At 72.1% G+C, this 12,511-nt stretch carries 14 protein-coding genes; 7 read left to right on the forward strand and 7 right to left on the reverse strand.

The window, feature by feature from the left end:
• The first annotated feature begins 195 nt into the window (after nt 1–195).
• From ICW72_RS20250 to ICW72_RS20260, 3 genes are read left to right on the forward strand one after another with little or no spacing between them, the layout of a single operon-like run.
• Entirely contained in the window at nt 196–1,659 is a 1,464-nt protein-coding gene (locus tag ICW72_RS20250; protein WP_191084315.1) for a hypothetical protein, read from the forward strand.
• Nucleotides 1,659–2,402 (forward strand): hypothetical protein, encoded by a 744-nt coding sequence (locus tag ICW72_RS20255; protein ID WP_191084316.1) that lies wholly within the window; start codon nt 1,659–1,661, stop codon nt 2,400–2,402. The genes ICW72_RS20250 and ICW72_RS20255 overlap by 1 nt, the downstream gene beginning before the upstream one ends.
• On the forward strand, nt 2,395–3,636 hold the full coding sequence (locus ICW72_RS20260) for a glycosyltransferase (protein ID WP_191084317.1): 1,242 nt from the start codon (nt 2,395–2,397) through the stop codon (nt 3,634–3,636). The genes ICW72_RS20255 and ICW72_RS20260 overlap by 8 nt, the downstream gene beginning before the upstream one ends.
• Nucleotides 3,637–3,640: 4 nt before the next feature.
• On the opposite strand, the gene ICW72_RS20265 is transcribed toward ICW72_RS20260, so the two are convergent.
• The 4 genes from ICW72_RS20265 to otnK all read right to left on the reverse strand — a co-directional run bounded on the left by ICW72_RS20265 (nt 3,641) and on the right by otnK (nt 7,011).
• Nucleotides 3,641–4,387, reverse strand: coding sequence for an EAL domain-containing protein (locus tag ICW72_RS20265; RefSeq protein ID WP_223880713.1), 747 nt, complete (start codon nt 4,385–4,387; stop codon nt 3,641–3,643).
• A gap of 130 nt (nt 4,388–4,517) precedes the next feature.
• Nucleotides 4,518–5,111, reverse strand: a complete 594-nt coding sequence (locus ICW72_RS20270) for a nitroreductase family protein (protein WP_191084318.1) — start codon at nt 5,109–5,111, stop codon at nt 4,518–4,520.
• Nucleotides 5,112–5,116: 5 nt separating this feature from the next.
• Nucleotides 5,117–5,734 (reverse strand): 3-oxo-tetronate 4-phosphate decarboxylase, encoded by a 618-nt coding sequence (gene otnC / locus ICW72_RS20275; protein WP_191084319.1) that lies wholly within the window; start codon nt 5,732–5,734, stop codon nt 5,117–5,119.
• Nucleotides 5,731–7,011 (reverse strand): 3-oxo-tetronate kinase, encoded by a 1,281-nt coding sequence (gene otnK, locus ICW72_RS20280; protein WP_332308955.1) that lies wholly within the window; start codon nt 7,009–7,011, stop codon nt 5,731–5,733. The genes otnC and otnK overlap by 4 nt, the downstream gene beginning before the upstream one ends.
• Nucleotides 7,012–7,092: 81 nt before the next feature.
• On the opposite strand from otnK, the gene ICW72_RS20285 reads away from it, so the two are divergent.
• Both ICW72_RS20285 and ICW72_RS20290 read left to right on the forward strand, forming a co-directional pair.
• Nucleotides 7,093–7,392 (forward strand): hypothetical protein, encoded by a 300-nt coding sequence (locus ICW72_RS20285; RefSeq protein ID WP_191084320.1) that lies wholly within the window; start codon nt 7,093–7,095, stop codon nt 7,390–7,392.
• Between the two features lie 83 nt (nt 7,393–7,475).
• Nucleotides 7,476–7,709 carry a hypothetical protein gene (locus ICW72_RS20290; RefSeq protein WP_191084321.1) on the forward strand — a complete coding sequence of 78 codons (234 nt, stop codon included), beginning with the start codon at nt 7,476–7,478 and terminating at the stop codon, nt 7,707–7,709.
• Here the strand turns inward: ICW72_RS20290 and ICW72_RS20295 are convergent.
• From ICW72_RS20295 to ICW72_RS20305, 3 genes are all read right to left on the reverse strand, one after another.
• Complete coding sequence (locus ICW72_RS20295) at nt 7,706–8,089, reverse strand: DoxX family protein (RefSeq protein ID WP_191084322.1); 384 nt, start codon at nt 8,087–8,089, stop codon at nt 7,706–7,708. The two genes, ICW72_RS20290 and ICW72_RS20295, sit on opposite strands and share 4 nt — an antisense overlap.
• A gap of 68 nt (nt 8,090–8,157) precedes the next feature.
• Complete coding sequence (gene serA, locus ICW72_RS20300) at nt 8,158–9,399, reverse strand: phosphoglycerate dehydrogenase (protein ID WP_223880714.1); 1,242 nt, start codon at nt 9,397–9,399, stop codon at nt 8,158–8,160.
• 7 nt (nt 9,400–9,406) lie between these two features.
• The gene (locus ICW72_RS20305) at nt 9,407–10,684 is read right to left on the reverse strand and encodes a Zn-dependent hydrolase (protein ID WP_191084324.1); all 1,278 of its coding nucleotides are present in this window, start codon (nt 10,682–10,684) and stop codon (nt 9,407–9,409) included.
• 197 nt (nt 10,685–10,881) lie between these two features.
• Here ICW72_RS20305 and uraH point away from each other — a divergent pair, with 197 nt between their 5' ends.
• Both uraH and ICW72_RS20315 read left to right on the forward strand, forming a co-directional pair.
• Nucleotides 10,882–11,229, forward strand: a complete 348-nt coding sequence (uraH, locus tag ICW72_RS20310) for a hydroxyisourate hydrolase (protein WP_191084325.1) — start codon at nt 10,882–10,884, stop codon at nt 11,227–11,229.
• Nucleotides 11,230–11,232: 3 nt separating this feature from the next.
• A complete protein-coding gene (locus ICW72_RS20315) occupies nt 11,233–12,426 on the forward strand; it encodes a urate hydroxylase PuuD (RefSeq protein WP_191084326.1) in 1,194 nt (397 codons plus the stop codon).
• The last annotated feature ends 85 nt before the right edge of the window (nt 12,427–12,511 follow it).

Genomic DNA, 12,511 nt, shown 5'->3' on the forward strand with positions numbered 1-12,511 from the left:
TTCCTGCCTCCTCCCATCGCCGGGCGCAACATGCGCTTCCAGCCCGCGGCCGCCCGGGACGAAGCCCCTCCCCAGGGGGTGGCCCGGATGGTATCCTTGTAACATGCATGATGTGCCGCGCCCCCTTCCGCTCCGGCCCAGCGCTTGCGTCCGGCCGTGTTGGGGCGCCCCGGGGGCCGCGCCGGGGGGCGGGCGGTGAGCGTCTATGCCTTCGATGGCTATGTGGACACCGCCGAGCACGGCGATGGCATCACCCTGCTGGGCGGCTGGGTGCGCCTGCCCGAGGCCGGCATCCCCAGCGCCCGGCTGCGCCTGACCACGACCGGCGGCCTGCGCCAGGACTGGCCGCTGGCCCGCCTGCTGGCGCGGCGCGACCTGCCGGCCGAGGGCCCGATTCCCGCCGGGCGCGGCTTCCAGCTTCTGGTGCGCGGCCTGCCCGACTGGAGCGAGGGCGCGCTGACCGTGGTCCATGCGGGGGGCGAGATCCCGCTCCATCCGCCCGTGCTGAACCCCGCCCCCTTCCGCCCGCGCGGCCATCTCGACGGCGCCGATGGCAAGGAGGCCTGGGGCTGGCTGGTCCATGCGCCCGGCACCGAGGCCGTGATCGAGATGGAGGGCATGGGCCGGCTGCCCGTGCGCTGCGACGTGCACCGCGCCGACCTGCCCTTCGACGATGGCAGCCCGCTGCCCGCCTTCGGCTTCCACCTGCACTTCGCCGGCACGGCGCTGGCGAATGGGCGGGGGCCGCGCCGCGTGACGCTCCACGCGGCCGGGGTGAAGCTGGGCGAGGTGATGCTGGAAGGCCAGCTGGCCGCCGGCCTGCCGCCCTTCCTGGCCGCCGCCGCGCTGGGCACCGGGGCCGAGGCCGGTGGCCGCTCCAACAGCCGCATCACCGGCCTGCTGGCCGAGACCGCGCCGGCCGGGGAGCCGGCCGCCGCGAGCCCTCCGGCCGCGCCGCCCCTCCTGGTCCTGAACGTCTGCCGCGCGGTCGGGCTCGGGCATCTGCTGCTGGCCGGCCGGGTCGAGTGGACCGAGGATGGCAGCGAGCCCACATTGCGCCTGCTGCCGGCCGCCCCCGCGCAGAGCCTCGTTCTCTTCGACGAGCCCGAGCTGCTGGCCGCCCTGCCCCCCGGCCGGACCTGCCGCGGCTTCCTGCTGGTGGGGGCCCGCCCTGGCGGGACGGAGCCGCCCTTTCTCGAATGGGTGGCCGGGGGCCAGTCCGGCCGCCAGGCCCTGCCTGGCGACGCGCATGGCCCCACCCCTGACGCGGCGCTGCACCAGGCCGGCTGGGGCGGCGTGTTCCATCTGCTGCGCGAGGCGGCGGGGGGTGGCGCCGCGGCCGCGCTGCTGTCGCCGCAGCTCGGCCCCGTCGGCGCCTTCACCCGCTGGCTGGCCGGGGTGCCTTGGCTGGAACCGGCCGATTTCCCGCGCGTGGAGGCCTGGGCCGCGCCCTCGGGCGAATGCGCCATGGCCTTCACGCTGGACCCCGCCATCGGTCCCGACACGCGCCTCTCCCTGCTGGCCCTGCTGCTGGAGGAGGGGCGGGTGCGGCCCCTGCCCATGGCCCAATCCCCCGCGCTGACCAGCGAGACGATGCTGCTGGCCCATGGCCTGCTGCCCCAGTTGACCGAGCTGCCCGCCCCCCCTTCGAGCTGGTGATGGAGATGCGCCACGCGGGCGAGGCGCAATGGTTCCGCGTGAACCCCCGCACCCTGCCCGCGCCGCTGCTGCTGGCCGCGCTGCACCGCCACGCCGCCCTGCCCGCGGGGCCGGAGCTGGGCGACACCCTGTCCTGGCTGCGGGACCTGTTGCAGGCGCGCGAGGAAAGCTTCGCCGCCATGCTCATCGGCGCGCCGCCGCCCCCGCCCGCCGCGCGGCCCGTGCTGCTGGTGCTGCACGGGCTGGACGATGCCGAGGCGGTGCGGCTGCTGGCCATGGCCGCGCCGGCGATCGAGGCGCGGGCCGATGCCCTGCTGCTGCTGGGCGCGCGGGAATTCACCGAACCGGCGCTGGAGGTCTTTCTCTCGCGCGGGCGCATCGCGGCGCATGGCGGGACGGGGCTCGCCGCGCTGCGCGGGCCGCTGCGGCGCGGGCTGGACGTGGCGGGGGGCCTCGTCATCCTCGACATGCTGGAACTGGCGGCGGCGCTGGAGCGGGATGACGCCTTCCAGCCCCGCCTGCCGCTCTCCGCCCTGCCGCTGCTCGAACAGATCGCGACCGTGGCGGGGCTGCCCGACGCGGCCGATGCGGTGGCGCGGCTTTCCGCCGCCACCGGGGCGGGCCTGCCCCCGCCCGGCTTCGGCGCGCAGGACAGCGCGGCGGCGCGGATGGTGGCCACGCATCTGCACGGCTTCTGGCGCGGCCTCGCCCCCCTCTTCCAGCCGGAGGCGGCCGATGCCTGAGGCGCCCATCGCCGTCTGCGTCATCGCCCATGCCCACCCCGCCTTCACCAAGGGCGGCGGCGAGATGGCGGCCTGGCGCGAATGCGCCACGCTGCGCGCGGCGGGCCACCGCGCCATCCTGGTCGCGGCGGCCGAGATGGGCCCCGCCGCCCCGGGCGGGCGCCTGCTGCGCCACGCCCCGGATGAGCACCTCTACGACCCCTATGGCATGACGGAGGACCGGCTGTTCTGGTCCGACCTCGCGGCGCGCGAGGCGCTGCTGGCGCTGCTGGTGGCGCAGCCGGTGCAGGTCTTCCACTTCCACCATGTCTGGCGCGTGGGCTTCGACCTCGTGGCGGCGCTGATGGAGGCGCGGCCCGATGCGCGCTTCGTGCTGACCCTGCACGAGATGCTGGCGATCTGCGCCCATCACGGGCAGATGATCCGCACGCGGGGGCGGGAGCTGTGCCATGGCTACGCCCCCGCCCTCTGCGCCAATTGCTTCCCCGAGCGCACGCCGCGCCATTTCGCCCTGCGCCGCGCCACCTGGCTCGCGCTGCTCAACCGCTTCGACGGCGCCATCTACCCCTCCGAGTTCATCCGGACGCGCTTCCGCGACTGGGGCTTCGCGGCGCGCGAGGAATGCGTGCTGGAGAATGTCCTGGGCGAGGAGCTGGCCGCGGCACCCCGCGCCCCCGCCGAACCCGGCCTCGGCCAGCATTTCGCCTTCTTCGGCCAGCCCACGCCCTTCAAGGGGCTGGATGTGCTGATCCGCGGCTTCGCCATGGCCCTGGCGCGCGACCCGGGCCTGTTCCTCTCCGTGCATGGCTGCGAGCGGGAGGAGGTGCTGCGCCTCTTCCCCGCGCTGGAGGCGGCGCTGGACGCGGCCGGCCCCGCCATCTTCTTCGGCGGCCGCTATGATTCGGGCGATGTGCTGGGGCTGATGCGCCTGTCGGGCTGGGTGGTGGTGCCCTCCGTCTGGTGGGAGAATTCGCCCGTCGTCATCCAGGAGGCGCGGCGGGCGGGCGTGCCGCTGATCGTCTCCGACATCGGCGGCATGGCGGAGAAGGTGCGGCCGGGGCTGGACGGGCTGCATTTCCGCCGCGGCAATGCGCCGGACCTCGCGCGGGTGCTGCTGGCCGCGGCCGCGCCGGGCCGGCAGGAGGCGCTGGCGGCGAGCCAGGCGGACAGCATCGGCCGGGAGGAATTCCTGGCCAGGCTGTTGCCCGCGCTGGCCGGCGCCCCCTGGGGCTGAGGCGTCAGCCCGGCAGCGGCCAGCGCGCCAGCCCCTCGAAGACCGGGCGGGCGAAGTGGAAGCCCTGCATGAAGCGCAGCCCGAGGCCGCGCAGCGTCTCCATCTCGCCCCGCCGCTCCACCCCCTCGGCCACCAACTTCACCCCGATCTCGCGCCCCAGCGTCACGAGGCTGCGGATGATGGCCTGGCGCACGGGGTTCTCGTCGCAGTGCTGGATCAGCCGGCGGTCCAGCTTCAGGATGTCCGGGCGCAGCGCCTCCAGCCGTGCCAGGCCGGAATAGCCGGTGCCGAAGTCATCGAGGGCAACCTGGAAGCCATGGCGCCGGTATTCCTCGATGATGGCGCTGGTGTGGGCGGGGTCCTGCACGCGCTCATTCTCGGTGAACTCGAAGGTCAGCCGGTCGAGTGGGAAGCCGTGGCGCCGCGCCGCCCCCAGCGTCACCTGGATGCAGGCGCGCGGCTGGTAGACGGCGTTGGGCAGGAAGTTGATGTTGAGCCGCGTCTCCATGCCGAGGCGCGCGGCGAGTTCGATGGCCTTCAGGCGGCAGGCCTGGTCGAAGGCGTAGAGGTTGTCAGGCGTCAGCTGCGCCAGGATGGTGGCGGCGCCTTGGCCCTCGGGGCCGCGCACCAGGGCCTCATGGGCCTCGATGCGCCCCGCCTCCACATCCACGACGGGCTGGAAGGCCATGGTGAATTCGAGCGTCTCCGCCGCCTCGCGGCACGCGGCGCAGCCTGCGTTCTGTCCCGGCACGGGCTTCTCCACTTCCTCCCCCCGCGGATCTTGGCGCGGGGTCCGAAAGGACAACGTGGGCCATGCCCTTGCGTTGTGCCGGGAACGCAGATGACGGGAGCTTCACCTTGGCTTGAAGCTCCCGTGCCTGTCAGACCGGCTGGCCCCAGGCGCCGGCGAAGAACATCTGGGCGGCGGGCTTGCGGGCGCGGGGCGCCGTCTCGCGCTGGGCCAGCGCCTCGGGCAGGGCATCGGCGGGGCCGGGTTTGCCCAGGACCAGGGCGGCGACGGGCGTCACATCTTCCGGAATGGCGAAGGCCGTGCGCGCCGCGGCCGCGTCGAAGCCCGCCATCTGGTGGATCTGCAGGCCAAGGGCGGCCGCCTCGATCGCCATGGCGCTGGTGGCCTGGCCCGTGTCGTATTCGGCCCAGCGGTTGGGGTTGCCCTTCTCGGCGAAGTTCATGCGGGCGCAGGCCAGCATCAGCACGGGCGCGGCATTGGCCCAGCCCTGGTTGAAGGGCACGAGGCAGGCCAGCAGCTTCGCATAGGCCTCCGGCTCGTTCTCCTTGCGGGCGATGAGGTATTGCCAGGGCTGCTCGTTATAGGCGGAGGAGGCCCAGCGCGCGGCTTCCAGCACCTGGCGCAGCGCGGCCTCGGGCACCGCGTCGGGCAGGAAGCTGCGCGGGCTCCAGCGGGCGGCGATGGCGGGGCTGAGCGGGGTTTCGGAAGGCGCGGTGCGGTCCATCAGGGTCATCCAAAGGTTTGCAGAAGATCATCCACCTGCCCGGAGGTGAGCAGGCGGGGGTTCCGGCCTTGCAAGAGCAGGGCCAGCTTCGCGGCTTCCTCCAGCTCCTCGGCGGCATTCACCGCGTCGGTGAGGGTGGGGCCGCAGATCACGGGGCCGTGATTGGCCAGCAGCACCGCCTTGGCGCGGCGTGCGGCGTCATGGATGGCGGGTTCCATGGCCGCGTCGCCGGGGCGGTAATAGGGGATGAGCGGGATTTCGCGGCCCGCCCGCATCACGAAATAGGGCGTCAGCGGCGGGATCACGCCATCGAGGCAGGAGATTGCGGTGGCATGGGTGCTGTGCAGATGGACCACCGCCCCTGCATCGGGCCGCGCGGTGAGGAAGGCGCGGTGGAGGAAGACCTCCTTGGTCGGCCGGTCGCCGCCCACATGCGCCCAGTTCGCGTCCAGCTTGCTGATCCGCGCGGCATCGAGCCGGCCCAGCGAGGAATTGGTGGGCGTCATCAGGTAGCCATCGGCCAGGCGCACCGAGATGTTGCCCGCGCTGCCCACCGAAAAGCCGCGCTGGAAGAGGGAGGCGCCGAGGGCGACGAGTTCGGCGCGCGCCGCGTCCTCGTTCATGCGAAGGCCTTCAGGAAGAAGTCCCGCGCGCCGAAATTGCCCGATTTGAGGGCGAGGTGCAGGCCTTCGGGCGCCGCCTCGGAGGTCGCATGGGTCCAGGGCACGCCGGGGTCTATCTCGGGGCCGATGCGCAGCGCGCGCACGCCGAGGCGCTGCACCACGGCGCCCGAGGTCTCGCCGCCCGCCACCACCAGGCGGCGCACGCCGGCGGCGACCAGGGAAGCGGCGATGCCGGCCATCGTCTCCTCCACCAGCGCGCCCGCGGCGTCGCGGCCGAGCTTCGCTTGCAGCGCCTCCACGCGGTCGGGCGGGGCCGAGGCCGCGATGACCACGGGCCTTGCGGCGTCGAGCTTGCCCGCCATCCAGTCCCGCGCCTGGGCTTCCAGCGCCGCCGCATCGGGCGTGGCGAGCGCGTCCAGTTCCAGCACCGGCACATGGTCGCGCGCGAGGCCGATCTGCCCCAGCGTGGCGCGCGAGCAGGAACCGGCGACGACGGCGCAGAGGCCCGTGGCGGGGGGCAGCGCATCGGCGTCGTCGCGCACCGGCAGCAGGCCGGCGCGGCGGAAATTCTCGGGCAGGCCCATGGCGATGCCCGAGCCGCCGGTGATGAGGGCATGGTTCGCGCAGGCCTCGCCCAGCGCCATGAGGTGCGCGTCCGTCACCGCATCCGCGATGGCCAGGCCGCGGCCCGATTCGGTCAGGCGCGCCATGTCGGCGCGGATGGCGGCCACCCCGCGCTCCACGCTGGCGAAGGGGATCAGCCCCACCCCCGCCCGGGTCTGGCGCGACAGCACGCGCACCAGGTTGGGGTCCTTCATGGGGGTGAGGGGGTGGTTCTCCATCCCGCTCTCGCTCAGCAAATTCGGGCCCACGAAGAGGTGGCCCTGGTAGATGGTGCGGCCATTGGTGGGGAAGGCCGGGCAGGCGATGGCGAAGCCGGTGCCGAGCCGCTTCATCAGCGCCTCCGCCACCGGGCCGATATTGCCCGCATCCGTGCTGTCGAAGGTGGAGCAGTATTTGAACAGGATCTGCTTCGCCCCCGCCGCCAGCAGCGCCTCGCAGGCGGCGAGCGACTGGGCGATGGCCTCGGCCACGGGAATCGTGCGGGATTTCAGCGCGATGATGACGGCATCCGCCTCGGGCAGGTCACCATCCGGGACGCCGATGACCTGGACGGCGCGCATCCCCTGCCGCACCAGCGTGCTGGCGAGGTCGGTGGCGCCGGTGAAATCATCGGCGATGCAGCCGAGCAGGGGCATGGGGGCACTCCGTCGCATGAACCTCTCCTTTACGGAGTGTGTCGGCGGGCGCAACGGGGCTTGAACCGATCGCCGCGCGGGGCGACATGTAGAGGCGCCATGAACGACCCCCATTCCCGCCCGCCCATCCTGGACATGACGCCCGAGGGCGAGTTCCGAGAGGCCCCCCGGGCCTCCTGGCTGGACCGCGTGCTGGCGCGCACGGGCGGCATCGCCATCCTGGTGCTGGCGGCCACGCTGGGGCTGGTGCTGGTGGCCGTGGCCATCCTGTTCATCAGCCTGCTGGTGCCGGTCGCGATCGGTGCGGGGCTGATCGCCGCCATCTCCATCTGGTGGCGCCGGCGGCGCATGCGCCAGGCGGGCATCCAGCCGGCCACCATCTTCGTGGTCCGCCGCTGACGCCGCTTCCGCCGGACGCGCCCTTCGGCCTCGACCCCTCCCGCACCTTCGATGTGGGGCGCGATGGCGCCCCGCGCGAGGGCGTGTCCCCCCCGCCCGAATGGCTTTCCCCCCGGCACCGCCTGGTGCTGGGGCTTTTCGCGCTGGGGCTTATGGTGGTGGGGGGCTTGGCGGGGCTCACGGTGGCGGCCTTCGCCTCGGGTGCCAGGGAAATGGCGGCGGTCTTCGCCCTGGCGACCCTGGCGGCGAGCCCGCTGCTGCTGCTGGGGCCGGTGCAGGATTGGTGGCGGTTCCGGCGCGGGCGGCGACTGCGCTAGGCCGGCGCCCGCACCATGGCGCGGATGCGCGCATCGCGCAGGTAGAGACCCACCCAGGCGGCCAGGCCCAGCGCCAGGCAGATGATCTGCGGCGGGGTGCCGACCTCGCCCAGGCGGAAATGGATGGCGATGGCCCCGCCCAGGAAGCCCGTGACCAGCACGGCCCCGAGCGGCGCAAGCCGCGGGATGGCCAGGAAGGCGGCGCAGGCCAGGGTGATGGCGCCCAGCAGCGGCGCCATGGCCAGCGGGATCTGCGAGCCCTCCATGATGGCCACCATGAAGCCGGGCTGGAGAAGCTGCGCGAGGCCGTCCAGCGCCAGGATCAGGACGACGAGATAGACCAGCACATTGCCGACAAGGGCGCTGCGGGGGGTGGGCATGGGCGGACTCCAGGGGAACGGGAGATGCATGATGTGACCATGAATTTCATCCCGTGTCCCGATCGAATTCACTCCTTCTCGTAGAGCAGCCGCGCCCGGATCGTGTGCGGCAGCGCCCGCAGCTCGGCCAGGATGGCCTCGCTGTCGCGCGTCGCGCCGGCGTCCACGACGACGTAGCCGATCTCCCCATCCGTCTGCAGATACTGGCCCGCGATGTTCACGCCACGCTTGGCGAAGACCTGGTTCACATTGCCCAGCACGCCCGGCGCGTTGCGGTGGACATGCATGAAGCGCGTGCCGGTAGGGCGCGCGGGCAGGGCCACCTGGGGGAAGTTCACCGCGCCCTCGGTGCTGCCCGTGTCGGAGTAGTCAGCGAGCTTGCGCGCCACCTCCTCGCCGATGCGCGACTGCGCCTCCTCCGTGCTGCCGCCGATATGCGGCGTCAGGATCACGTTGGGCAGGCCTTGGACGGGGGCGTGGAAGGGGTCGCCGTTGCGCTTGGGTTCCTCGGGGAAGACATCCAGCGCGGCGCCGCCCAGGTGGCCGGCGCGCAGGGCGTCCGCCAGCGCGGGCAGGTCCACCAGCGTGCCGCGGGCATTGTTGATGAGGAAGGCGCCGCGGCGCATCTTGGCGATCTGCGCGGCGCCGATCATGCCCATGGTGTCCGGGGTTTCCGGCACATGCACGGTGACCACGTCCGACCAGTGCAGCAGCTCATCCAGGCTCGCGCAGCGCGACGCATTGCCCAGCGGCAGGCGGCCGGCCGTGTCGTAGTAGATCACGCGCATGCCGAAGGCCTCGGCCAGCACCGAGAGCTGCTTGCCGATATTGCCATAGCCCACGATGCCGAGCGTCCGGCCCCGCACCTCGCGGTAGCCATCGGCGCTCTTGTCCCACTCGCCCGCATGGGCGGCGTTGGATTTGGGGAAGACGCCGCGCAGCAGCATCACGATCTCGCCCAGCGTGAGTTCGGCCACGCTGCGCGTGTTGCTGAAGGGCGCGTTGAAGACGGGAATGCCCAGGCGTCGCGCGGCGTCCAGATCCACCTGGTTGGTGCCGATGCAGAAGCAGCCGATGGTGAGCAGGCGGTCGGCGGCGGCCAGCGCCTCGGCCGTCAGCGTGGTGCGGCTGCGGATGCCGAGCATGTGGACGCCCTTGAGGGCGGCGTGCAGCGCCTCGCCCTCCAGCGCCTTCTTCTCGCGCAGGACATTGGTGTAGCCATCCTCGGCCAGCAGGTTCACCGCCGTCTCGGAGATGTTCTCCAGCAGCAGGGTGCGGATGCGGGCCTTGGGGAAGGAGAGTTCGGACATCGGCATCTCAGCGGTTGGCCAGATCCGCCAGGACCTGGGCCAGCACGCGGGTGCCGGCGGCCAGGGCCTCGGGGGTGGCGTATTCGGAGGGGTGGTGGGAGACGCCGCCGCGGCAGGGCACGAAGATCATCCCCGTGGGGCAGAGCGGCACCAGGAATTGCGCGTCATGGAAGGCGCCGGAGGGCAGGCGCATGTGGCGCAGCCCCTGGGAGGCGGCGGCGGCCTCCACCGCATCCGGCACCACGGCGCCGAAATCCGCCGGCACGGCGTGGAAGCGTTCGGTGACGCGGGCGGTGCAGGTGCGCAGCGCCGCCTGGATCACGCCTTCGATCGCATTGCCGCGTGCCTGCAGCACGGCATTGTCCGGGTGGCGGAAATCAATGGTGAAGCGCGCCAGGCCGGCCACGGAGTTGGAGGTGTTGGGCTGCACCTCGATGCTCGCCACCGTGAAGCGCAGCACATCGGCGGGGTCGTGCATCAGCGTGTTCAGCGCTTGGATGGCGCGCAGCATGTCCTGCACCGCGTCCTTCCGCATCGCGAGCGGCGTGGTGCCCGCGTGGTCGGACTTGCCCATGATGTCCACGACGAACCAGCGGCTGCCCTGGATGCCGGTGACGACGCCGATCTCCATGTCGCGCGCCTCCAGCAGGGGGCCCTGCTCGATATGCGCCTCGACATAGGCGAAGGGGGCCTGGCCCTCCACCACGCCGAGGGGGCGGCGGGGGATGTCGGATTCGCTGTCCAGCAGGGCGTTCAGCGCCTGGCCGAAGGGGATGCCGTCGCGGTCGGTCACGCCGTCCCAGGTTTCCGGGGGGGCGAAGCCGGCATAGGCCATGCTGCCCATGCAGCCGGGGGCGTAGCGGCCGCCTTCCTCATTGGTCCAGGCCACGACCTCGATGGGGCGCTTAGTCGCCACGCCCGCCTCGCGCAGCGCGCGCACGGCCTCGAAGCCCGCGATCACGCCCCAGATGCCGTCGAACCGGCCGCCATTGGGCTGGCTGTCCATGTGGCTGCCGGTCAGCACGGGGGGCAGCGACGGGTCCGTGCCCTCATGCCGCAGGAAGAGGTTGCCCAGCCGGTCCACGCTGGCGCTCAGCCCGGCCTTTTCCGCCCAGCCCAGCAGCAGGCGGCGCGCCTGGCGGTCGAGGTCGGAGAGGCAGGGGCGGTTCACGCCGACATGCCCGTCCGGGTCGGTGAAGCCGCCCAGCTCGGCCATCGCCATCATGTCCTGCCAGTGGCGGGCCTGATCAACGGCGGCGACGAGGTTCGGGGCGATGGGCGGCATCTGCGGTTTCCTCAGGCGGATGGTGGCGATTAGGGCCGCAGGCCTGGGCAATCAAGCGCAGCCCCGGCATTGCTGCCATCACCGGGCGCTTGCCAGAGGCGCCCCGCACGGCTCTATCGAGCGGCCGATTCACGTCTTCGGTGATTCCACCGAAGCCGATCGGACGCTATCCTGCATTGCAACATCGAGGCACCCCCATGGGCCGGCTTTCCACCCATGTCCTGGACACCGCCCATGGCCGGCCCGCCGCCGGCATGGGCTATGAGCTGCACCGCGTCGAAGGGCAGGCGCGGCACAAGCTGGCGCAAGGCGTCACCAACGCCGATGGCCGCACCGACGCCCCCCTGCTGGCCGGCGACAGCTTCGCCCCGGGCCGCTACGAGCTCAGCTTCGAGGTCGCCGCCTATTTCCGCGCCCAGGGCGTGACCCTGCCCGAGCCCGCCTTCCTGGACGTGGTGACCCTCACCTTCGGCATGGCGGAGGGGCATTACCACGTGCCCCTGCTGGTCTCGCCCTATGGCTACAGCACCTATCGGGGAAGCTGAGGGATGGAATTCGACGCTGGCTACCTGGCCGAATGGGCCAATCTGCTGCTGCGCTGGCTGCACATCATCACCGGCATCGCCTGGATCGGGGCGAGCTTCTACTTCATTGCGCTGGACAACAGCCTGGACCCGCCGGCCGATGGCAACAGGCTGGTGCGCGGTGAGCAATGGTCCATCCATGGCGGCGGCGTCTACTACAAGCGCAAATACATCAACGCGCCGGAATCCCTGCCCGAGAAGCTGCACTGGTTCAAATGGGAAGCCTACTGGACCTGGATGAGCGGCTTCGCGCTGTTCGTCCTGATCTACTGGGGTCAAGCCAGCACCTATCTCATTGATCCCGCCGTGCTGAACCTGCCGGTGTGGCTGGCCATCCTGCTCTCGGCCGCCATGCTGGTGGCGGGCTGGGTGGGCTATGACCTGCTCTGCCGGTCGCGCTTCGGCGAGAACGAAACCAAGCTTCTGGCCGCCGGTGCCGCCATGCTGGTGGTGGCGACGCTGATCGCGACGCACCTGTTCTCGGGCCGCGGGGCCTTCCTGCTGATCGGCGCCATGACGGGCACCATCATGGTGGCGAATGTCGCCATGGTGATCATCCCCGGCCAGCGGAAGATGGTGGCCGCCATGCGCGCGGGCCAGACGCCCGACCCGAAATACGGCGCCTGGGGCAAGCAGCGCAGCGTCCACAACACCTATCTGACGCTGCCCGTGCTGTTCCTGATGATCAGCCCGCACTACCCGCTGATCTACCAGCACCATCTGAACTGGCTGCTGCTGATCCTGCTGGCGCTGGCGGGCGCGCTGGTGCGGCAATTCTTCGTGCTGCGCCATTCGGGGCGGCAGAACTGGGCGCTGCCGGCGGGCGGCGCGCTGGCGGTGGCGTTGATCTTCGTGATCGCCGCACCCCGGCCCGACCCGCGCTTCGCGGGCGTGGAGGCGCCACCCTTCCAGGAAGTCCAGGCGCTGGTGGCGAGCCACTGCGCGCAATGCCATGCCGCCCGCCCCACCTTCGAGGGCATCGCCGTGGCCCCCAAGGGCGTGATGCTGGAAACGCCCCAGCAGATCCGCCGCTGGGCCGCCGCCATGCGCCAGCAGGTGCAGAGCGAGGCCATGCCCCCCGGCAACCTGACCGACCTGACGACCGAACAGCGCGCGCAGATCATCGCCTGGATCGCGGCGGGGGCAAGGCTGGAGTAGCCGCGTCTGATCGTCGCCGGCGCCAGCCGGCGGCGTGAATCAGCCGCGCGGCAAGCGTCTGATCGCCGCCGGCGTCAGCCGGTGG

It is taken from the genome of Roseococcus microcysteis (assembly GCF_014764365.1).
GTDB classification, from domain to species: Bacteria; Pseudomonadota; Alphaproteobacteria; order Acetobacterales; family Acetobacteraceae; genus Roseococcus; species Roseococcus microcysteis.

Bases quoted from the DNA above. Each gene is read 5' to 3' on its own strand.
- uraH (WP_191084325.1), top strand. From the start codon at position 10,882: ATGGGCCGGCTTTCCACCCATGTCCTGGACACCGCCCATGGCCGGCCC.
- ICW72_RS20315 (WP_191084326.1), top strand. From the start codon at position 11,233: ATGGAATTCGACGCTGGCTACCTGGCCGAATGGGCCAATCTGCTGCTG.
- otnC (WP_191084319.1), bottom strand. From the start codon at position 5,734: ATGAACGAGGACGCGGCGCGCGCCGAACTCGTCGCCCTCGGCGCCTCC.
- serA (WP_223880714.1), bottom strand. From the start codon at position 9,399: ATGTCCGAACTCTCCTTCCCCAAGGCCCGCATCCGCACCCTGCTGCTG.
- ICW72_RS20255 (WP_191084316.1), top strand. From the start codon at position 1,659: ATGGAGATGCGCCACGCGGGCGAGGCGCAATGGTTCCGCGTGAACCCC.
- ICW72_RS20260 (WP_191084317.1), top strand. From the start codon at position 2,395: ATGCCTGAGGCGCCCATCGCCGTCTGCGTCATCGCCCATGCCCACCCC.
- ICW72_RS20295 (WP_191084322.1), bottom strand. From the start codon at position 8,089: ATGCCCACCCCCCGCAGCGCCCTTGTCGGCAATGTGCTGGTCTATCTC.
- ICW72_RS20305 (WP_191084324.1), bottom strand. From the start codon at position 10,684: ATGCCGCCCATCGCCCCGAACCTCGTCGCCGCCGTTGATCAGGCCCGC.
- ICW72_RS20285 (WP_191084320.1), top strand. From the start codon at position 7,093: ATGAACGACCCCCATTCCCGCCCGCCCATCCTGGACATGACGCCCGAG.
- otnK (WP_332308955.1), bottom strand. From the start codon at position 7,011: ATGCGACGGAGTGCCCCCATGCCCCTGCTCGGCTGCATCGCCGATGAT.
- ICW72_RS20270 (WP_191084318.1), bottom strand. From the start codon at position 5,111: ATGGACCGCACCGCGCCTTCCGAAACCCCGCTCAGCCCCGCCATCGCC.